The sequence below is a fragment of the Pleurocapsa minor HA4230-MV1 genome (genome assembly GCA_019359095.1).
Taxonomy (GTDB): Bacteria; Cyanobacteriota; Cyanobacteriia; order Cyanobacteriales; family Xenococcaceae; genus Waterburya; species Waterburya minor.
Genome location: JAHHHZ010000017.1, coordinates 15,232 through 37,662 on the forward strand (window position 1 = coordinate 15,232; position 22,431 = coordinate 37,662).

Sequence of the window (22,431 nt, forward strand, 5' to 3'; positions counted from 1 at the left end):
TACTATATATACATTATTGCCGTCTGGTGATGTGTATGATGTTAAATCATAGTATTTATCTGCTTCAAATCTAACCCTTGCTCAAAAATTTTATTGATCGCCAGCATCTCACCATCACTAGTCATAAACTTATGGTCTTTCGTTGCCCGAATCTTTGCACCATTATCTAAAGTATATTCAAAGATTTCTTGTGTACCGCGATCGTGCCATTGGGCGATCGCCTGTGTATAAACAAAACCATTCTCATCTACACTATAAACACTACAGTCAATCTTTTCCGTGACTATTTTACCAATCGGCAATGCGCCATATTCTACAGTTAAAACTTCAGTATCGTAACTTAAACAGTATTCCGCAAAATTAATCATCGTCTGGAATAAATCTTCAGCAACTGCCTGGGGAACGCCATTTTTAGCCGAACCATCGATAAACTTTTCGCTATGCTTTTTCATTTCATCGACTTTCTTTTTACCCATTGCCCGTCTGAGTAAATCTGCTTCCCCCAAAGAATAGCCTGCTAACTCTTGAGCAATTTTCATAATTTGCTCTTGATAGACCATTACGCCATAGGTTTCTTTGAGAATTGATTCTAGTAAGGGGTGTTGGTAACTAACTTTTTCTTTGCCATTTTTGCGATCGATAAAAATGTCAATCAAACCCGCATCTAGGGGCCCAGGGCGATAGAGGGCGGAGATAGAAGAAATATCCTCAATGCCAGAGGGTTTTAAGTTTCTGGTAATTTGCTTCATGCCGTCGGATTCTAGTTGAAAAATTCCTTCTAGATTCCCTGCGCGAAATAGTTTATGAGTTTCTTGAATATCTGCGGGTAATTTCTTTTGCTTACCTTTAGCGATGATCTCTAAGGCTTTCCTTTCATCCAAAGGTATTTGATCTAAATCTAGAGTAATTCCTCTGGTTTTCTGTACTAAACCTGCTGCACGCTGAATGGTGGTCAAGTTTTTTAAACCGAGAAAGTCCATCTTTAACAGACCCATCGCCTCAACATCTTCCATATAGTATTGAGTAATGACCGATCCGTCATTGTTTTTCTGTAGCGGGACAATTTCATCTAGAGGTTGCGAAGAAATGACCACTCCCGCAGCATGAACCCCAAAGGTTTTATTCGTGCCTTCAATCCGAATTGCCATATCAACCCAGTTGCGAATTGCCACCGAACCCACTTCTTCTTTATCGTCGTTATAAATGGGGATAGTTTCGTGTTCGTAAGCCTGTTTAAAGGCAGGTTCAGGCGTTTTATCAGAGATCATGACGTTGAGCTTAGTCGGTTTGCCCCGCACCACAGGAATCATCTTAGCAAGGCGATTTTGGTCGCCAAAGTCTACCCCCAACACCCGCCCCACATCTTTGAGTACTGCCTTAGAAGTCATGCGGTTAAAGGTGATAATTTGGGCTACGTTTGCCTCACCATACTTTTCCGTAACATATTTGATCATATCGGCACGGTGATCGGGACAGAAATCTGTATCCACGTCAGGCATAGACTTCCGCTCAGGATTCAGGAAGCGCTCAAACAGTAACCCATGATGTATGGGGTCAATATTGGTAATTTTGAGGCAATATGCCACTAAAGAACCCGCTGCGGAATTATGGATTGCGATCGCATTTCCCACATAGGATGTATCTTCAGGAACAGTAATGTCATAGACTTTTCCTGTATGTTGGAATTTAGTTACAGATCTAACTTTTAGATAAATATAGTGATCGTCTACAAAAAAGCGATGAGACCCCGCGTTATGCGAAGCGGTATCCTTTAGGACGCCGACAGGCGCAAGGGAACGCTCATCAAGACAGTGATCATTTCTAAAAAACTTTTGTGCTTTAATACCGATCGGGAAATCAAGAAAGTCGGCGTTCCAATCTAATAACTGTCTTCCTGATAGCTTAACGGAATATTCTGGATGCCAACTACTATTTTGCTGGTGTTTTCTAACAATAATTGATGCCCAATAACCGAAACGAGCTAATAATAATCTTAATTGAGAAGCTAGTGTTTTAGATGTAGTTGAATATTTAATACTAGTAGTTTTTTCTTGATTACCTGCATGACCATCGCCGCGGAATAAATAGGCAATTAAAATCTTGACATATTCAGATTTGCCATGAGTAATAATCTTGCTGTAAATCTTTTTATTATTCGCTCCTTTAGCAGCTAGAGCAGTTAAAAATTCTCCGACAATTCTGGAGTAACAATAGACCTGTAAAGAATGACGAGTTTTGTGAGGAATAATTGTAGACTCTAAACCAAAAATGCGAGTCAGCAAAGAGGCGATTTCCTCAGCATAGCTAGTTTCATCTTTAGATAGTCCAAAACCAACACCGCATTCTCTTTCTCCCAGTCTCGACCATCCTTCAGCGATATAATACCCTAGTAAGCGAGCAAAATCCTCATCAAATTGAATATAGCGAGGAATCTTTTTGGTTGCTAAATGATTCGTGCCAATTTCATACCAGATAAACTCATGGTCAAAATATAAATGCTCTTTTTGTTCGACAAAATCTAAGAGGTCAAAAGTAATTTCTGATTCAACAGAAGGAACTCTAGGAAAAACCACAAAATCATTCTCTTTTAGTTGACCAGCTTCAATCCATTGTAAAGAATAATTTTCAAAAGGTTTTGGTTGGCAGTATCTATTACAAGTAGGTTTGCAAACAGTTGCTTTTTTAGCACCATTAACTACACAATCTTCTGTCTTCACTGCCCAAATTTTATGATCTTGAGTTAAAGATAATTCTAGATTACTAACTTTAAACTTGATAATTTCTTCATCGCAATCATATTCATGTTTGTGAGTAATTGTTTGTAGATTTCCTTGATGGGTAATTACTTCCTGTCCGACTTGAATATCTTTAATTGCTATTTGTTGACCACTAGATAACATCACCTGGGTATCACCCAAAACGCATCCCCGACCAGGCCCTACAGGAATATTATTATCCCTAGCGTATTTGATGTAGTCCCAAACGACTAAAAAGTAAGTGGAAAAACCTTTCTCCTGCATGACTTTAAGTTCAACTTCGAGCCGCTGCATATAATCAGCAGGAACTTCATTGTGATTACGACACTTGAGTCTTTCCAATAAACCCAGGCGAGTAACTTCTTCTAAATAACTATCGGCGGTATGTCCCGCAGGCACTGGATAATCGGGGATACGAGGCTCACCCAAAATATTATAAGGCTCAATTTTATCAGCTACCTCTAAAGTAGTAGCGATCGCCTCTTCAATTATCTCATCTTCTAAATGGTCGCGGAATAATAACCTCATTTCAGCCGCCGACTTGAGATACTCTGTCCCGCTATAGCGCAGCCGTTTTTCATCGGTAATCCGCTTTTGGGTCAGAATACACAACAGGGCATCATGAGCTTCTACGTCATAACAAGAAATAAAGTGAGAATCATTGGTGGCAACGATTTTAATCCCCAACTTACGGGCAATCTTGACAATTGCCACATTCACCATCCGATCCTCTGGTGAACCATGATCCTGGATTTCTAGATAATAATCCTCACCAAATAAATCTTGATACCATTTAGCCACCTCTTCGGCATGAGCTAGATTTCCTTGTAAAATTGCCTGGGGTACTTCTCCCCCCAAGCAGGCGCTAGTAATAATTAATCCTTCATGATATTGCTTGAGTAATTCTTTATTAATACAGGGACGGGCAAAGATTCCGCTACCCTGATAGCCTTTAAGATGGGAAATCGTCGTTAGCTTAACCAGATTTTTATATCCTTGCGTATTCTTGGCCAACACTACCTGATGATATTTGCGGTGGCGTTTTTTCTTCTCGGTAATGTTAACTTCGATGTCGCCATTGATCACGTACATCTCGTTGCCAATAATCGGCTTAATTCCTTTACGACGACACACTTTAATCAATTCGATCGCCCCATACATGACCCCGTGATCCGTCAGAGCGATCGCTGGCATATCTAATTCTAAACAGCGATCGATTAACTGGGGGATCTGAGATGCACCGTCGAGCAAGCTATAGTCGCTATGAATATGTAAGCCAACAAAAGACATAAATCAGTGAGCAATGATCAGTGAACAGTTATCAATTATCAATGATTTTTTCCGCTCATGGGGAGAAGAAGTGAAAATATTTAAGATTGACAATTTAGGGCGATCGCTACCACCTACAATATTGACGATAGCTGAAATGTCCCAATAATTTATGGCAAAAACATCAGTCGCTCTATATCGAAGAGGTAATGCTAATTCTCCTCGAATGGACAATGTTCGTCTTGACAAAGATATTGCTACATATCAAAAACATGGAGCGATTTGGGTGAAGGAAACTACAGGAAGTTTAGAATCTGGTGGCATTTCTACTTTTTCAGTTCAGGGGAGAGGTAAAAACTGGTGGAAAATAGATGCTGGCATAGAAATTCATCCAGATCTAGAATTGATTAATGATAGAGGAAACCATTGGTTGTGGAAACCAAGTAAAACCATGCCTCTAATAAGATATATAGAAGCCCTCCAAATAGTCAACCAGTCTTTTTATAAAGTGAGTTAAATTATGAAATTGTCGTTTAAAGATATTAAGTTTATTTTAGAAGCACTTGAGCATTTACTAAGTCGATATGATACCAGACTAAAAGAAATAGAAGATCTAGAAGAATATGAAGAAGAAGCTTCAGATCTCGGCAATGACTATTTATTTTTAGAATCTTTGAAATTAGAAATAGAAAAAAATATTCACAATAATGAATCGTCAAACCATGATTTTATAATTTCCATGTCTCAAGCAACAGAGCCACAAAACTTAGAATTTATAATTCAATCTACTTTAAGCTTGTCCATTAATGAAAGATTATTATTGGTAGAAGCAATTACTCAATCGATTAGAAAAGAAGCCAAGTTAATTGCTAGTTAAAATTTAATTAAAATTGCGATCGCTCTAATTTAGTAAGATGTCGCAAACTTTTTTACTTCTGGCAACGCTTCCCCATCTTTTAAAGCGGATTCGATTAATAACTCTAATACCTCTTCCGCATTCTTAAGTGCCTCAGTATAAGTATCGCCATGAGTGTGACAAAATTCGCCCCATTCTGGAAGACTAGCGATAAAACAATTATCTTCGTCCGACCATTAAATAATAACAGTGTAGTTTATATTTTTCATAGGCTATTATTTTATATCTTTTAATCTTTTTAAAGCCTTCTCTACATCTTTTTCTTGGTAAGGTTTCGCATCACTTCCATCATTACCAGATAGTATTATTTTCCCCGATAACAATGGATGCGACCATTTTGTATGACTTCCTTTCTCACTATTTTTCTTGAATCCTGCTTTACGCAATATATTTTTGAGTTCTCTAAATAATTGGTTGTCGAGAGGCGAATAATCAAAACAAGAAAAAGAAGCACCATCATTGCTGTGGGCTTCTCTCAACTATATTACCGAGTTGATAGTAATAACGGAGTCATCGGTCATTACTATTTTGATTATTTCATAAGTCTTTTATAATACAAAAAACTTTATCTATTCTTTGTTACCGCTACATGAGAAAGATACATCTAGTTGTTACCCACCCAATTTGCGCTCTAAACTAAAATCTTCTAATCAAAATTTCGTTCATGAGCGACCATTTTAGCGGCGATCGCACCACCAATAAACCCAAATAGATGTCCTTGCCAAGAAACCCCCATCTGAGAAGGAAATACGCCCCAAATAAAGCCACCATAAACTATTGCCACAAAAATAGATAAGGCGATCGAGGGAAAGTTTTTCTGAAAATAGCCTCGTAATAGCAGAAAACCTAAATAACCATAGATCAAGATGCTCGCACCAATATGAACCGACTGAGGAGAGCCAAACAGCCAAACTCCCGCGCCACCAATTAGCGCACTCATAATAGAGGCGATATAAAAATCTTTGGTTTCTTGGATCATGGTTAACCAGCCCAAAGTAACAAAGGGAATAGTATTTGCTATCAAATGGGGAAATCCGCCGTGTAGCAATGGTGCAAAGACGATTCCTCGCAAACCAATAATGCTGTGAGGTTGTATGCCATAACTGTCTAAACCGCCATTGAATAATAATAGGTCGGTAATTTCAACCGCCCAGAAAATAGCAATGGCAACAATTAAAATTTTAAATTCTTTCAAAACCGTTTTTTGCTTTAAGGGTTTTCGATAGTAGCTACTCATAGACAATTGTAAATTATTTACCAGGGGAACTGCTGAATTTGGGAAAGAGTAATTCTGGAACTAGATTGAAATTGAAACTTTTGAAAGCGCTTGAATTAGACAAGACGACACTCTAAACTGCTAACTCTGCAAACCAGATTTAGACGAAAACAATCAATAAACTGCTCAATTATGGATATGTTTAGGCTAGTTTGTCGAGTCTGAATGTAAGATCCAAAAACTAGCTATGGAAGATTGGTAGCAAGGCAGATTATGCTCTTTGCTGTATAGCCATACGTAAAAACGCTAGAACATTTTTGAAATACTACTTGCTACTTATTTCTAGCCAAAAACATTTCCGCTCGTTAAAAATCAGCTACTTAAAAGCTATTGCGCGATCGCGTGATACAGGCCATTCAGGGCTCGAACCTGAAACCTACGCCTTAGAAGGGCGTTGCTCTATCCAGTTGAGCTAATGACCCAGATTTGCCAAATAATATTAACACATTATTATCAGCTGTTGTGAAAAAAATTTATTATTTAATATGTTTTATTCCACTTAAAGAAGTAGAGGAATTAAACCAGGCTTAGCCCTAAAGGATTCACTAAAGTATTTGCCCTAAAGGATTTACTAAAGTACTAGCTACGCGTCGCCCTACGGTCACGAAGCTTATGCTAAAGCCCTAAAGGACTAACTTCGTGTCGCATTTGCGGAGCTAGTCCTAAAGGACTAGCTGACGCGATAGCTAACCCTTTAGGGTCGCGTCGCCCTTCGGTCAGCTTAAAACACTTGTCACGTCAACTAAACATCAAAATGATATCGCACAGCACCTGTTTGTTCATCATTGTCAATATGAGCCAATCCCTGCTTAAGAGCTTTACTCAATAAAACTTCCACCTGATCCAAAGGCAATTCTGTCGCTAACATCGCCTGACCAACAGATAGAACATTATTATGAGTAGCTGCTGCTCTGAGTAAAATTAACATTGGGTCAGATTTTTTGACTACAACTTCTGGCTGGACTAAGGTTACTTGTGGACTATTATTGCGCGCCTCTACTGTCGCCTCATACAGCAAACGCATATTTCTCTCTCTGGTCATTCCAGGAATTAAAAATAAATCAACAAATTGACCAACGCCAAAAAAACCAAAGGTTAAAAAGTAGACTAAACCGCTAGTAATCTTGCCTGAATAAAAACGATGGATACCACAAAACCCCATCAGGCCAAACGTCCACAGAATATAGGCAACTCCAGGATCAACCTCTTGTTTCTTCTGGTTCATGTTACAAAGTCAGATTAATAATATATCTACGGTATTTTTATTATAGACATTTTGTTTTGGTGATTACTGAAAAAACCGAAGGTATTAATCCTTTGTAAGCTTTGAGCTATTAGTTTGGCTGGGCTTAAGTAGGTGATAAATTCTGTTTGATTAGCAACAAATTTAAATTAATTTACAAATACTATCGAGAATTAAACTGCGACTAGTGAAGCTTAACTGCTTTGCAGGATATTTTTTGCTCCCTGATAACCTTCTTTACTATATTTTTCCTCCTTAATCGGTTATTCTTTGTCTGAGATATTATTTCATGAGCGAATATTAACAAATGTATCTCGCTTTTGGATAAGCTATTGATATATATATCTAGCTTCGTGGGTGGCAAAGAGAGGAACCGATTGAGCAAGCAAACAACCCTAATAGACCGATTACGCGAACAAGCGAGTACTCAGCCTCACAAAAGGGCATTTACTTTCTTGGCTGATGGTGAAACTGAAATCGATAGTCTCACGTATCAACAGCTAAACGAGAAAGCGAAGGCGATCGCTTTTGTTTTACAAAATCATCATGCTCAAGGGCAAAGAGCTTTACTACTTTTTCAGCCAGGACTAGATTTTATTACGGCTTTTTTGGGCTGCTTATATGCTGGAGTTGTAGCTGTTCCCGTCTATCCGCCCAGGGCGAATCGTTCCCTTGAGCGCTTACTGGCGATCGTTACTGATGCTGAAGCTACCTTTGCTTTGACCACCAAGTTAATTCAAGAACAAGTAGCAAGTAAATTTGTTAATCATAATGCGACCGAAAATATTAAGTTTGTCGCTACCGATACCTTAAAATTAGATTTAGCTACAGGCTGGCAAGAGCCAGAAATTACCGCAGACAGTCTGGCTTTTCTACAATATACTAGTGGTTCGACAGGTAAGCCCAAAGGAGTAATGGTTAGTCATGGCAATTTGATGGCTAATTCTGCCACAATCAATCGTGGTTTTCAAAATGAGCGGGAACACAAGATCGTTTCTTGGCTACCTCCATATCATGACATGGGTTTAATTGGCTGTATTGTGCAACCAATATATGTTGGTTTATCAATGTATTTAATGGCTCCTGTAACCTTTTTGCAGCGCCCTTACCGTTGGTTACAGGCAATTTCTCGCTATGGTGGAGTAACTAATGGAGCGCCTAATTTTGCTTATGATCTTTGTGTTGATTGCGTTACCCCCGAACAAAAAGCCAACCTGGATTTAAGTTGCTGGCAGCTAGCTTTTTCAGGTGCAGAGCCAGTCAGAGCCGAGACGATCGCGCGTTTTAGCGAATACTTTAGTGACTGTGGTTTTCGGCGCGAGGCTTTTTATCCTTGCTATGGGATGGCAGAATCTACTTTGATGATTACAGGGGGAGATAAGGATCGAGAGCCAATTATCAAAAGCTTTGACAATCGAACACTCGAACAAAACCTGGCTGTTGTCAGTAATAATCCAGCAAATAGCACTATTTTAGTGAGCAGTGGCCGTAATCTGCCAGGACAAAAACTAGCGATCGCTAATCCTGATACTCTCAATCAATGTCGTGATGGCGAAATTGGCGAAATTTGGGCAAAAAGCGCCAGCGTAGCTCAAGGATATTGGAATCGTCCTGAATTGACTCTTCATAGCTTTAATGGGGTATTAGCGGATACCCAGGAGGGCGGGTGGCTGCGGACAGGAGATTTAGGCTTTTTAGAGCATGGGGAGTTATTTGTTACAGGGCGTTTAAAAGATTTGATTATCATTCGGGGACGTAATTACTATCCCCAGGATCTCGAATTAACTGTAGACCATGCCCATGAAGCAATTCGAGCAGGCAATGTGGCAGCCTTTGCGGTAGATGTGGCTGGAGTAGAAAAGCTAGTAATTACGTCAGAAATCAAGCGCACCTTTCTGCGCAAGTTAAATATTGATGAGGTAACCAAAGCAATCCGTAGTGCGATCGCCCAAAAGCATGAGCTACAGGTTCACGCCATAGTTTTGTTGAAAACAGGCAGTATTCCTAAAACCTCAAGTGGTAAGATTCAGCGTCATGCTTGCCAAGCGGGGTATTTAGACGGGAGTTTAAATAGCGTTGGTGAATTTGCATCAAATCAAAAGCAATTAGGGGCAAGCAATACCTTATCCGTCCAAGATCTTAAACAGCCGTCTGAAGGGCTTTTGGTTCAACTTGGATCTAAGCGAAAAATTCAAATCCAAAATTGGTTGCGGGAAAATATAGCGCAGCGCTTGGGAATACCTAGTTCAGAGATTAATATCCACGAACCCTTTGCTAGTAGTGGTTTAAATTCTGTAGAAGCGATTGGTTTATCAGCAGATTTGGAAGATTGGCTAGAGGTTAAGTTATCGCCAACTATTATTTATGATTATCCGAATATTGTTGAACTGGCAGCTTATTTAGCTGATGATCCATCGGGGGGAACAGCCGTTGCTCCCCAGAAAATGTCTCAGAACGAATCCGATCTTGCCATCATTGGGATTGGGTGTCGTTTTCCTGGGGCAAACAATCCCGAAGAATTTTGGCAGCTATTGCGAGATGGAAAGGATGCCATTAGTAATTCAGGCGATCGCTGGGCAGGTTCAGGCTGGGGTGGTTTTATTGACAATGTAGATCGGTTCGATCCGCAGTTTTTTGGCATTACTCCCCGTGAAGCGCAAAGTATCGATCCCCAGCAAAGACTACTGCTAGAGGTTAGTTGGTCAGCTTTAGAGGATGCAGCCATAGCTAACAGTGAGTTGGCGGGTAGCAATACAGGAGTGTTTATTGGGATCAGCAGCAGTGATTATTCCCAACTGAGGTTTCACTATGGGACAGATGTAGATGCTTATCTAGGTACGGGAAATGCCCATAGTATCGCCGCCAATCGCCTTTCTTATCTATTTGACCTCAAAGGCCCTTCTCTAGCTGTAGATACCGCCTGTTCTTCTTCTCTGGTGGCACTACATTTAGCTAGCCAGAGTTTAAAAAGAGGAGAATGCGATCGAGCGATCGCTGGTGGAGTTAATTTGATGCTCTCGCCCGAACTTAGCCAAACCTTTGCCATGGCAGGGATGATGGCCGAGGATGGACGCTGTAAAACCTTTGATGCAGAAGCGGATGGTTATGTCCGTGGGGAAGGCTGCGGGGTAGTTATCCTCAAGCGGTTGGCTGATGCTCGACGAGATGGCGATCGCATTTTAGCGGTAGTTAAAGGCTCGGCAATTAATCAAGATGGGCGGAGTAACGGTTTGACGGCTCCCAATGGTTTATCGCAACAGGCGGTAATGCGTCAGGCTTTGGCTAATGCCAATCTATCTCCTGCTGAGGTAAGCTACATTGAATCTCACGGTACAGGAACATCTTTGGGCGATCCGATTGAGGTTAATTCTCTCAAGGCTGTTTTAGGCGTAAGAGAAGAATCTTGTTATCTGGGTTCGCTTAAAACTAACATCGGACATTTAGAAGCAGCAGCAGGAATTGCAGGATTGATTAAAGCAGTGCTTTGTTTACAGCAGGGTGCGATTCCCCCCAATCTACACTTTCACAAGCTTAATCCGTTAATTGACTTAGCAGACAGCAAGATTGAAATTCCTCAACAGTTACAGCCTTGGAAGTCTGAGGTTAAATATGCAGGAGTTAGCTCTTTTGGCTTTGGGGGGACGAATGCTCACGTTGTCTTGGGAGTTGGGGAGCATGGGGAGCATGGGGAGAATGACTCATTACAGCAACGCTCATTGCACCTATTAACTCTTTCGGCAAAAACTGAACCTGCCCTCCAGGATTTAGTTGTGAGTTATCAGAATTATCTAGAACGTAATTCCGAGTTGAATTTAGCCGATCTTTGCTATACGGCAAGTGCTGGCAGAACTCACTTTAATCATCGTTTAGCGATCGCAGTTAAGAATAAAGCTCAACTAACAGAACAGCTAGCCAATTTTACTACAGGACGAGCAAGCAAAGGAATTGCTGTTGGCAACATCAACCATAATAATCAAGTTGCATTTCTGTTTACAGGACAAGGTTCACAGTATCTAAATATGGGCTATGAGCTATATCAAACTCAGCCAGTATTTAAAGCAGCCATCAATCGTTGTGCCGAGATTCTTAGTTCCTATTTAGATCATTCTTTGCTAGAAGTTTTATTTAGCGAACAGCCTTCATCTTTTAGCCCTCATCCCTCATCTTGGTTAAATGAGACAATTTATACTCAACCAGCAATTTTTGCCCTGGAATATGCCCTGGCGCAGATGTGGCTCGATTGGGGGATCAAACCCACAGCCTTAATTGGTCATAGTGTGGGTGAATATGTGGCTGCCACAATTGCTGGGGTATTTAGTTTAGCTGATGCTCTCAAGCTGGTGGCGATGCGTGGTAAGCTCATGCAGAATCTGTCCCAACAGGGAGATATGTTTGCCGTGTTGACAGACGAGGCTACAGTTGCCTCAATTATTGCACCGTTTACAGCCAAAATTGCGATCGCCGCGATTAATACTGACCAAAGTATCGTCATTTCTGGAGAGCAAGCCGTAGTTGCTGAAGTAGTTGGTAAGTTTGATGCTTTGGGGATTAAAAGTAAGCAGCTAAAAGTATCTCATGCTTTCCATTCTCCGTTGATGAAGCCGATTTTGCAGGCATTTAGAGAGATTGCGGAGTCAGTGACATATTATCCACCCCAGGCAGAACTCATTTCTAACGTTACGGGTGAGTTAGCGACGGTTGACATTGCCACTCCTGACTATTGGGTAAATCATGTGGTTGCCCCTGTGCGTTTCGCTGAGGGGATGAAAACTTTACAGCAAAAATGCAATATCTTTTTAGAAATTGGCTCTAAGCCTACCTTAATTGGTCTGGGACGTTCTAGTATCGCTGTTGATGCTACAAGCGTCTGGTTGCCTAGTTTACGCCCCAAAAAGCAAGATTGGCAGCAAGTATTACAAAGTCTAAGTTCTCTTTATGTCAGGGGAATAGATATCAATTGGCAGAATGTGGCGCGGGGGTTAAATAGGCAAAAAGTTGCCCTGCCGACTTATCCTTTTCAAAGACAAAGCTATTGGTTAACCAAAGCAGTAAATAGCAACAGTAAGCTAGAGGTTTATTTACCAACTCAACGGCTTAAAACCCCTGAATTTTATCAAATTCAATGGCAAGAATATGCAGGTGAATTAAGCGCTGAATTGATTACAGATAATAAGATCTGGCTAGTTTTCACTGGTGGTCATAACTTGGGGGAGAAGCTTAAAGTTAAATTAGAGCGGCAACAGCAAGATTGTTTAATAATTAGCGATCGCGATCTAAATCCAGATCATCTCACACAGATATTTAACCAGCACCAGATCGGTAAGATTATTTATCTTGCTGGTTTAAATCAACCGACAGAGACTATTGCTGAAATTACTAACTATCAACAGCAACACTGCACCAACGTCTTAAATCTGCTGCAAACTTTAACGGCAAATTCTGTGGCAGCACCAATTTGGTTAATGACTAAAGGATGTCAAGCAGTAGACAGTTTAGATCGTGCAATAGATAGTACAGGCATCGCTGCCAGCTGTCTCTGGGGTTTGGCAAGTGCGATCGCGATTGAACATCCTGAATTTTGGGGTGGTATTGTCGATTTAGATCTCAAGCCGAGTAACGATCGAGTAGATAATTTACTAGATAATTTACTGCAAATTATTAGCCAAACCAATCAAGAGGATCGGATCGCGGTACGGCAAGATCGGCTTTATGTTCCACGCCTGCAAGCGACAGCAGATCTAGATTCTAGTGAATCTTTAGTATTAAGTACAGGTTCTTATCTGATTACTGGCGGCTTAGGTTCATTAGGTTTAAAAGCTGCTCAACTACTAGCAGATCGAGGTGCCAAGAATTTAATTCTCTTAGGTAGAAGTCAGCCTTCAGAACAGGCTCAACAGGCGATCGCTAATTTAGCAGAACAAGGAGTTACGGTTAAGGTGATCAATGTAGACATCACCGACTATGATGCCCTGGAACAAATTTTCCGCGCTAACAATTTAATCTCTCGTAAGGGCGAACCAACCTTCGCCCCTACATCATCCATTAAGGGAGTAATCCACGCTGCGGGAGTAATCGATGACGGCTTATTACAGAATCAAACTTGGGCAAGTTTCCAGCAAGTAATTGCCCCTAAAATAACGGGGGCTTGGAATTTACATCAAGCAACTCAGGATCTGGAACTAGATTTCTTTGTGCTTTTTTCTTCCGTCGCTGCCTTAATTGGTTCACCAGGACAAAGTAACTATACTGTCGCTAATGCAGGTTTAGATGCGATCGCGCGTTATCGTCATAGTCAAGGTTTACCCGCCCTAAGTATCAATTGGGGTGCGTGGGCAGATAGTGGCATGGCGGTTGAGCAAGGCTTTAAGGTTAAAGGCTTAAATCTGATTGAGCCTGAGGCTGGATTAGTGGCATTAAAACAGTTGCTTACAAGTAACGCAACTCAGGTAGGAGTGATCGATGCTGACTGGCAGGAATTAAGCCAGAAGTTTACTTATCTCCAGCAGTCTAATTATTTTTCCCAGCTAGTGACTCCAACAAATAGCTTAAATAAGCAGATTTTTCAAGAGTTACTGGCAACTCCCATTACCCAACGCCCCGCATATCTAACTCAATATCTGCAAACGGCGATCGCCGAAATTCTCCAGCTTGAACCCGCTAAATTATCTGTTAAGGATAGTTTATTGGATCTGGGTATGGATTCTCTAATGGTGATGGAAGCAATCAACCAGCTCAAAACTGATTTACAGTTGATTCTCTATCCACGAGAATTCTATGAACGTCCCCAAATTGAGCATCTAGCAGAATATCTCGCCAAAGAATTTGCCCAAGCCCATGAAGTAGTTACAAACAGTAATCCAGTATCTCAGCCCAAACGCAATCTCGCCACGGAAAAACTCGCTCCCGTAGCTTTTATTCTTTCTAGTCCTCGCTCAGGGTCAACTTTACTCAGAGTTATGCTGGCAGGTCATCCCAGCCTCTGTTCTCCGCCAGAACTGCACCTGCTACCTTTTGACACTATGGTCGAGCGATCGCAAGAATTAGGCGTATCCCAGCTAGGAGAAGGATTAAAACGGGCTTTAATGGCGTTGAAGGGAATTGATGCCATCCAAAGTCAGCAGTTAGTAGACGAGTTGTTGGCAGAAAATGCCACCGTTAAAGAAGTCTATGCTCAACTACAGCAACTAGCGGGCGATCGCCTGTTAGTCGATAAATCTCCAACCTACGCCAGCAACCGTGAAACGTTAGACAAGGCAGAAGCGATCTTTGATGGTGCTAAATACATTCATTTGGTACGTCATCCCTATTCCGTAATTGAATCTTTTACCAGAATGCGGATGGATAAACTAGTGGGTTCTGGTGATGGAGATCCCGCTCAATTAGCCGAATTAATCTGGCGTGACAGTAATCAGAATATTCTCCACTTAGCTGAAGAGATTGACCCCAAACGCTATCATTTGGTTTATTACGAAGAATTGGTCAGTAACCCCCAATCAGTACTACAAGGCATTTGTGAATTCCTCGAAGTTCCTTTTGATGCTGCTGTTTTAACCCCTTATCAGGGCGATCGCCAGACCGATGGCGTGAGCGATACTGCTATGTCTTTAGGGGATCCTAACTTCCTCAAGCATCAAACCATTGATGCCCAGCTAGCAGAAGCTTGGAAAGAAATTAAGCTACCGAAAACTTTAGGTAAGTATACTCAGCAACTAGCCCAGCAGTTTAAATACGAACTGCCTCAAGAAGCCAACACCGATGTCGTCGATCTCCTGATGGAAGAAACCTTAATTACCATTAGAGGTTTAAAAATCTGTTTATGCACCTGGGGGCCAGAAGAAGGGCCATTAGTCCTCTGCTTACACGGTATTTTAGAACAGGGTGCAGCCTGGTCAGAAGTGGCGATTCGCCTAGCTCAAAAAGGTTATCGGGTAATTGCCCCAGACTTACGAGGACACGGTAGAAGCGATCGCGTCGGTAAAGGTGGTTCTTATAACCTAATCGATTTTTTGGGAGATATTGATGCTATTGTCGAGATTTTAGCAGGAAAAGCCTTTATTTTAGTTGGTCATTCTCTCGGTTCAGTCTTAGGCGCTATATTTGCCACAATTCGTCCCCAAACAATTAAAAATATTGTCTTAGTGGAAACTATTTTACCCACCTCCGAAGACAACGACGATCCGACAACTACTCTCACTAATCAACTAGATTCGATGGCATCACCTCCAGAACATCCCGTCTTCCCCGATATTCAAACTGCTGCCAAACGTCTACGTAAAGCAACCCCCGCGATTTCTCCTGCTCTGGCAATGCTCCTGGCCGAAAGAATTACCGAACCCTGTGAAGGTGGGGTAAGATGGCGCTGGGAACCTCTATTGCGTACTAGAACAGGGATTAGCTTAAACGGCATCGGGCGATCGCGCTATTTAAAACTGTTGCAAAAAATTAAAGTGCCAATTACTTTGGTTTACGGCGACAAAAGCAACTTCAATCGACTTGAAGATTTAACTAAACAACAGGAAGCAATGCCCAATGCTGTCAAGGTTGTCGTTTCTGGGGGACATAATCTACCTTTAGAAGCACCTTCCGCGTTGGCTAAAATTATTAGTAGTGCAGTAGCCTTGACTAATAAACTAATTCCCTAACTGACGTTACCCACAGAAGAGTTAGTAATTACTATTATGTGGGGAGATGGAGAAATAGGGAGATGGGGAGATAGGGAGATAGGGAGATAATTATTGCCCCAAGTCCCCGACGCGAAGCTAGTCCTTTAGGGCAAGTCCCCAAGTCCCCAAGTCCTCAAGTCCCTACGTAAAAACTAACGAATAAACATCAGAGCAATTCCAGCTAGAGAAACTACGACACCTAGTATTGCTCTCAAACTTATTTTTTCTCCCTGCAATGCTACTATCGGTAAGATAAATAGAGGACTGGTAGCCAAGAAGGTTTGCGCAATTCCCGTGGGGGCAAACTTGAGAGATATTTGTTGTAACCAAATCCCCAGATAAGTACTGCCGAAAGCAGCGATCGCAATTATTTCTAAACTACGTCTAGATAGTTGCCATTGCATCGTAGTTTGCTTGGTAACAGGGAAAAACAGTAAGCCGATGACAATCACCGTCCCACCAATTAAACGAATTAAAGTACTTTCGAGCGGACTAACAGTCGATTGGATTAAAGCGTACCTAGAGATAACTGCGCCTAAAGCTTGGGCGATCGCTGCTAAAATCCCCCACATAATGCCCTGGGGTGAGACACTACTCTGATCTACAGGGTTACGTTCACTGATTACCCAGGCTATTCCTAGAATAGTCAAAAAAATTCCGCACCAAGAACTATAGGCTAGCTGTTCGCCGATAAAAATTAATGCTAGCAATGCACCCATTGGGGGAGAGGAAGTTTCTAATAATAAGGTGCGTCTTGCGCCCAAACTATTTAAAGCTGAAAAGTAGGCGGTGTCTCCCAAACCAATACCGATCATACCGCTAATAGTTAGTAGAACGACAGTAGAAGTAGATAGGTTAATCAAAGCTGTACCCTGGATTAGTAGGGTGATAGCGACCAAAGCGATCGCAATTATGCCCTTATAGAGATTTAGCTGTAGGGGCGGAATTTTTAACCCCAGGCGACTATAAATAACCGAAGATATCGCCCAAAGTAATGCTGCACTTAAAGCAGCACTCTCACCAATAAGTTTGTTAAGTTCAACAGGCACTTAGATTAATCAATAAAAGGTTCAATACAATTTTCATTTAAGTAGCTTGACTTCATATTGGGGAAATATTGAATCAGTAGTAATGATCGTCAAATCATGATTAATTGCCTGGGAAATGAGCATTCGATCGAATGGATCTCGATGGTGATTGGGTAAATTTTTGGTATTTAACACACTAAAAATATCCAGATCGAGGATCGTATATCCATCTTTGATACAAGACTCAACAATTAAATCATCTAATGATTTGGGTAATTCAAGTTTTCCTTTCGAGATCTTGATTGCCATTTCCCAAGCGGAAACAACAGATAAGTACATTGTGTTGCTTGAATCTAAAATTACCTCTTTTTGTCTTTCGCTTAATTCTTCGTCATTAGTCAGTAAAAAAATCCAAGCACAAGTATCCAGTAAACATTTCATTCTTGACTAAACACCAAAGAGATTATTGATGTCTTCATCTTCTTCATTAAAATCATCGCTAATTTTAATTTGACCAGCATATCTACCCAAAGGACTATTATGAGTCGAATTATCTTCAGCAATATATTTACTGAGTATGGCTTTAGGCACTCCTCGATTAGCAATAATTATTTGCTCTCCAGACTCAATTCTTTCTAGCAACTTAGATAAGTTCGTTTTTGCTTCGTGAATATTAACTTGCTTCATAACTTAGTTTATTAAACTTAGCTAATTATAGCTTTACCTGTCTGGCTTATTTCATATTTAAACTAATACTTAAATAAAATTAAAATAGTAGAGTGTACTTACGTTGCATGGCAAATAACATAAATGAGTATTCAGATAGAGTCAGACTTAAAAGAAATCTTTGCTAAATTCGATCAAAAACTAGATAAGTTAGATAGCAAACTAGATAAACTGACTGAAAACGTTACAGAATTAAAAGTAGGTCAAGCCAAGTTGGAAGGAAAAATTAACGCTATTGATGAAAAGTTATCTGGTCAAATTAAGTCAGTTGATGAAAGACTCTCAGGTCAAATCAACGCTGTTGATGAAAAGTTATCTGGTCAGATCAAGTCAGTTGATGAAAGACTCTCGGGAAAAATAGATGCTTTAGGAGCGACGGTGAGTGGATTAGACAAAAGAGTCAGTAACCAGGAGTTTACTAATCGTGGCGTATTAGTAGGACTAATTTTAGTAATTCTTGGTGGTGCAGCAAAATTTTTTGGTTTTATGAATAATTAAATTAATAGCAAATGTTTACTAAGATAAGAACCTTCAAATATTCGATATAGTAAATGTCTGAGATAATTTTCCGAACTAGACTAGGAGATACATATTGTGACCCTGATAAGTGATAGCCCTATTGATTCAACCATCGCCAAGCCTGCCAGATACTTAGGTAATGAACTTGGTGCAGTACATAAACCTTGGACAGATGCCGAGGTGCGCTGGGTGCTGACTTATCCTGAAGTTTATGAAGTAGGAGCTTCAAACTTGGGTCATATTATTCTTTACAATATTATTAACGCGCAACCGCAACAATTATGCGATCGCACTTATCTCCCCGCACCAGATTTATCAGCCAAGTTAAGAGACACTAATACCCCCTTGTTTGCTTTAGAATCAAAGCGATCGCTTCAAGACTTTGATATTTTAGGTTTTAGTCTTAGTTATGAACTTGGGGCGACAAATATTTTAGAAATGCTCAGTTTGGCGCAGATTCCCCTTACTTGGCAAGAAAGAAATGCAGGGGATTATCCGTTAATTTTTGCGGGGGGACAAACCGCTACTTCTAACCCCGAACCTTATGCTGATTTCTTTGATTTTATTGCTTTGGGTGATGGGGAGGAATTATTGCCTGAGATCGGGTTGGTTATCAAAGAAGGTAAAGCAGCAGGATTGAGCAAGGAGGAGTTATTGCTCGATTTAGCCCAAGTTCCTGGAGTATATGTCCCCAGGTTCTATGAAATGGCAGAAGATGGCTCAGTACATCGGATTACAGATGATGTTCCCCAGCGAATCTTACGTCGGGTAGCAACTCCTATTCCCGCTTATTCCATTGGCTTAGTACCCTATATTGAAACCGTACACGATCGCCTGACGGTAGAAATTAGACGAGGCTGTACTCGTGGTTGTCGTTTCTGTCAGCCAGGTATGTTAACTCGCCCCGCGACGGATGTTGAACCAGAAAAAGTGGTAGATGCGATTGAAAAGGGAATGCGGGCAACAGGCTATAATGAGTTCTCTTTACTTTCTTTGAGTTGTTCCGACTACTTAGCTTTACCAGCAGTAGGGATGGAGATCAAAAACCGCTTGCAAGCGGAAAATATATCTTTGTCTCTACCCAGTCAACGGGTAGATCGTTTTGATGACAATATTGCCGATATTATTGGGGGAATCCGCAAATCTGGACTGACTTTTGCCCCCGAAGCTGGTACTCAGCGGATGCGGGATGTAGTGAACAAAGGATTGACCAACGAAGAGTTATTACGGGGGATTCAAACTGCCGTTACCCGTGGCTGGAATAGGGTCAAGCTATATTTTATGATTGGCTTACCTGGAGAAACTGATGTTGACGTGGTGGGGATTGTCGATACGGTGCGCTGGTTACGTCGTGAATGTAGTCAGATGAGTAATAAACGTCTCAACTTTAATATCACTATTTCTAACTTTACTCCCAAACCTCACACTCCTTTTCAATGGCACTCAGTCTCAACCAGTGAGTTTAGACGGAAGCAAGAATTACTTAAAGAGGAATTTCGTCGAGTGCGAGGAATCAAAGTTAACTATACCGACGTGCGCATCTCAGCCATGGAAGATTTTGTCGGTAGAGGCGATCGCCGTTTAGCCCCTGTCGTCAAACGGGCTTGGGAATTAGGTGCTGGTATGGATTCCTGGTGGGAAAACCTAGAACAAGCCTATGGTGCATGGTCAAAAGCGATCGCCGAAGCAGATTTAACCTGGAAATACCGTCAGGTGGAAGATGGGGAATGGAATATTTTCGATCATTCTGATAGTGCAACATCGATCAAAGATGCCACTGGCGCACCTTTACCCTGGGATCATATCAATACAGGCATCGATAAACAGTGGCTGAAAGAAGATCTACAAAGAGCGTTAGATGCTGCTACTGTTCCTGACTGCGCCTTTGAGGGCTGTTCTCACTGTGGGGTATGTGGTACAGACTTTGGGCATAATATTGTTGTTCAACCCCCTGCTATTCCTGAGTTTGCAGGACACTTTAAACCCAATCAGGATAAGGAACAAAAGATCAGAATGTGGTTTGGCAAAATTGACGAAATGAGTCTGATTAGCCATCTGGATTTAGTCCGCTTATTCGATCGCGCTATCCGTCGTGCAGCTTTACCAATTTCCTTTACAGGAGGATATCATCCAGGGCCAAAAATTGCCATTGCTAATGCCTTATCCTTGGGTATTACTAGTAACGGGGAGATAGTTGATTTTGAATTGACAGAAGACATGGATATTGAAGAATTCCGCACTAGACTGGCTGCTCAATTACCTGAGAATGTGCCGATCTACAAAGTAGAGGAAGTCGATATTAAGTCGCTTAACGCTAGTCGGATCATGGATCGCGCCGAATATTTAATTACGCTCCAGGTAGCAGAAGATCTAGTACCCCCTTGGCAAAACTGGCTCGATGAGATTAACAATGCTCAGTCAATCCTCTGGGAGAAATTTACTAAGTCGGGAAGTAAAAAACAAATAAACTTACGCGATCGCCTGTTCTCTCTTACTTTAGAATCAGCTCAAGATGATCGAGCCGTAATTCGCTTTACTGGTAGCTGTCGCAATGATGGTACAAATTTATCACCAGATAATCTAGTTTATATGTTGGAACAGATCGCCAAGGTTGAGTTTCAGTTACTTCAAGTTCATCGCCAACAACTACTTTTAAATTAAAAGTCGACTATTTTGTAGTCTAAGTAACCATAATTTCAGTTTTTCAGCCTATAATACGTAAATCTAGAAACAGCTAGCTGATGTCAAGTGAGCTAGCTGCTAATCTACAATCGAACTAATTATCATTTAAACTATTAAGCCTGCAAGTTTAATAGTTTTTTTCATTGGCAAAATAAGCTATCGTTCCTAAACTTACTCCAATCACGTAACCACTGATTAAAACTACAATCAAAGCGATCGCTGTAGGTGAAAAAGTCATCATTAAACCTCTTTTTGTGTTTGCATTCATAACTTAACAGCAATGTCAATAATCTTCAACAAATATTAATGATCCCGTCAAATTGTTACAAAAGTTAATTTAATCTTCAGGTTTGTCTGAAGTTAGGTTTGTTTATAAGACGGTGCTGATTTAAAGTATGAAACCGATAATAATACTGTTCGTAGCTATAAGCTATAAGCTTTTTTGATTTTTTACTGGATCAGACAAAATTAAAAATCAGACCCTGATTCAGCAACGCCATTGAGAAGATCATCCTATTCTGAAAGAGCTGCTAAATCTTCGAGGTATAGCAATAATAGACAATGTTAAGACGTTTTTTCCCTATTACCTATTACCTATTACCTATTACCTATTACCTATTACCTATTACCTATTACCTATTACCTATTACCTATTACCTATTACCTATTACCTATTACCTATTACCTATTACCTATTACCTACTACCCATTTGCGAAGCTTATCCTTCAAGACTACCTACTACCTACTACCTACCACCTACGAGCCGATCACCCTAATTGTCTATCGCTAATTTTGTACGGCTATAGTATGTGCAAATCAATTATGAACTAGGTTGATTATGAGAAATTAAGGTTGAGCCGAATAGATTATGAGAAAAAACGGCTAGGTATCAATTTTAATACTGTATTTATAGTTAATTTCTGGATGGAGAATTGCTAGATCGGGCTGCATTTATAATTAGTGCTGTTAAAAAGAAATATAGAAGCGATCGATGAGATTAATCTGATTAATCTACTGATGATCGTGGCAAGCCAGCTCAGGGCAATTTCTAAGTTACTAGCTTTTTTGATGCAATATCTACATTAGTTTCATGCGACAAATAAAAAAAAACCTAGAATATGTAACAAAAATTACAATAGTTCATCTATTTTAATGTGAATCTATTATTCAGTAGATGACATCAGTAACTACTGAAATATTTAGCGCCAACTATTACTTATTAAGCGCGATTCATTTTTGTAATTCCAAATGTTTTTATTGGTTTTTTTAGCAAGAAAGTAATGGTTACTTAAACAGCAGTACGATATTTTGATTTAATTTGCCGATTGAATTGATTTGAACTTTAATCATCA

At 40.6% G+C, this 22,431-nt stretch carries 13 protein-coding genes, 1 tRNA gene and 2 pseudogenes; 5 read left to right on the forward strand and 11 right to left on the reverse strand.

Annotated elements, in window-relative coordinates; all coding sequences use genetic code 11:
* Positions 1 to 41: 41 nt before the first annotated feature.
* Together dnaE (KME09_07355) and dnaE (KME09_07360) are read right to left on the reverse strand one after the other, a co-directional pair.
* Positions 42 to 1,958: a DNA polymerase III subunit alpha gene (gene dnaE, locus KME09_07355; protein ID MBW4533741.1), complete on the reverse strand. Its 1,917-nt coding sequence runs from the start codon at positions 1,956 to 1,958 to the stop codon at positions 42 to 44.
* Positions 1,959 to 2,924: 966 nt separating this feature from the next.
* Positions 2,925 to 4,046, reverse strand: a pseudogene (gene dnaE, locus KME09_07360) (DNA polymerase III subunit alpha).
* 151 nt (positions 4,047 to 4,197) lie between these two features.
* On the opposite strand from dnaE (KME09_07360), the gene KME09_07365 reads away from it, so the two are divergent.
* Together KME09_07365 and KME09_07370 are read left to right on the forward strand one after the other, a co-directional pair.
* Positions 4,198 to 4,542, forward strand: coding sequence for a hypothetical protein (locus KME09_07365; protein MBW4533742.1), 345 nt, complete (start codon positions 4,198 to 4,200; stop codon positions 4,540 to 4,542).
* 3 nt (positions 4,543 to 4,545) lie between these two features.
* Complete coding sequence (locus KME09_07370) at positions 4,546 to 4,902, forward strand: hypothetical protein (GenBank protein MBW4533743.1); 357 nt, start codon at positions 4,546 to 4,548, stop codon at positions 4,900 to 4,902.
* A 29-nt stretch (positions 4,903 to 4,931) separates the two neighbouring features.
* Here the strand turns inward: KME09_07370 and KME09_07375 are convergent.
* From KME09_07375 to KME09_07395, 5 genes and pseudogenes are all read right to left on the reverse strand, one after another.
* Positions 4,932 to 5,150: pseudogene (locus KME09_07375) on the reverse strand (type II toxin-antitoxin system HicB family antitoxin).
* A 6-nt stretch (positions 5,151 to 5,156) separates the two neighbouring features.
* Positions 5,157 to 5,420, reverse strand: a complete 264-nt coding sequence (locus KME09_07380; GenBank protein MBW4533744.1) for a type II toxin-antitoxin system HicA family toxin — start codon at positions 5,418 to 5,420, stop codon at positions 5,157 to 5,159.
* A gap of 167 nt (positions 5,421 to 5,587) precedes the next feature.
* Positions 5,588 to 6,178, reverse strand: coding sequence for a rhomboid family intramembrane serine protease (locus KME09_07385; GenBank protein MBW4533745.1), 591 nt, complete (start codon positions 6,176 to 6,178; stop codon positions 5,588 to 5,590).
* Between the two features lie 387 nt (positions 6,179 to 6,565).
* Positions 6,566 to 6,639: transfer RNA gene (locus KME09_07390), tRNA-Arg, on the reverse strand.
* Positions 6,640 to 6,959: 320 nt separating this feature from the next.
* A complete protein-coding gene (locus tag KME09_07395; protein MBW4533746.1) occupies positions 6,960 to 7,442 on the reverse strand; it encodes a TM2 domain-containing protein in 483 nt (160 codons plus the stop codon).
* 371 nt (positions 7,443 to 7,813) lie between these two features.
* Between KME09_07395 and KME09_07400 the strand changes: the two genes are divergently transcribed.
* Positions 7,814 to 16,102 carry an alpha/beta fold hydrolase gene (locus KME09_07400; GenBank protein ID MBW4533747.1) on the forward strand — a complete coding sequence of 2,763 codons (8,289 nt, stop codon included), beginning with the start codon at positions 7,814 to 7,816 and terminating at the stop codon, positions 16,100 to 16,102.
* 173 nt (positions 16,103 to 16,275) lie between these two features.
* Here the strand turns inward: KME09_07400 and KME09_07405 are convergent, their stop codons facing one another.
* From KME09_07405 to KME09_07415, 3 genes are read right to left on the reverse strand one after another with little or no spacing between them, the layout of a single operon-like run.
* The gene (locus KME09_07405; protein MBW4533748.1) at positions 16,276 to 17,172 is read right to left on the reverse strand and encodes a DMT family transporter; all 897 of its coding nucleotides are present in this window, start codon (positions 17,170 to 17,172) and stop codon (positions 16,276 to 16,278) included.
* Positions 17,173 to 17,205: 33 nt separating this feature from the next.
* Positions 17,206 to 17,592: a type II toxin-antitoxin system VapC family toxin gene (locus KME09_07410; protein MBW4533749.1), complete on the reverse strand. Its 387-nt coding sequence runs from the start codon at positions 17,590 to 17,592 to the stop codon at positions 17,206 to 17,208.
* A gap of 6 nt (positions 17,593 to 17,598) precedes the next feature.
* Complete coding sequence (locus KME09_07415; GenBank protein ID MBW4533750.1) at positions 17,599 to 17,838, reverse strand: type II toxin-antitoxin system prevent-host-death family antitoxin; 240 nt, start codon at positions 17,836 to 17,838, stop codon at positions 17,599 to 17,601.
* Positions 17,839 to 17,961: 123 nt separating this feature from the next.
* On the opposite strand from KME09_07415, the gene KME09_07420 reads away from it, so the two are divergent.
* Both KME09_07420 and KME09_07425 read left to right on the forward strand, forming a co-directional pair.
* On the forward strand, positions 17,962 to 18,375 hold the full coding sequence (locus tag KME09_07420) for a hemolytic enterotoxin (protein ID MBW4533751.1): 414 nt from the start codon (positions 17,962 to 17,964) through the stop codon (positions 18,373 to 18,375).
* A gap of 96 nt (positions 18,376 to 18,471) precedes the next feature.
* The gene (locus KME09_07425; GenBank protein ID MBW4533752.1) at positions 18,472 to 21,057 is read left to right on the forward strand and encodes a TIGR03960 family B12-binding radical SAM protein; all 2,586 of its coding nucleotides are present in this window, start codon (positions 18,472 to 18,474) and stop codon (positions 21,055 to 21,057) included.
* Positions 21,058 to 21,205: 148 nt separating this feature from the next.
* Here KME09_07425 and KME09_07430 read toward each other — a convergent pair whose 3' ends face one another.
* Positions 21,206 to 21,346 carry a hypothetical protein gene (locus KME09_07430; protein ID MBW4533753.1) on the reverse strand — a complete coding sequence of 47 codons (141 nt, stop codon included), beginning with the start codon at positions 21,344 to 21,346 and terminating at the stop codon, positions 21,206 to 21,208.
* Positions 21,347 to 22,431 lie beyond the last annotated feature (1,085 nt).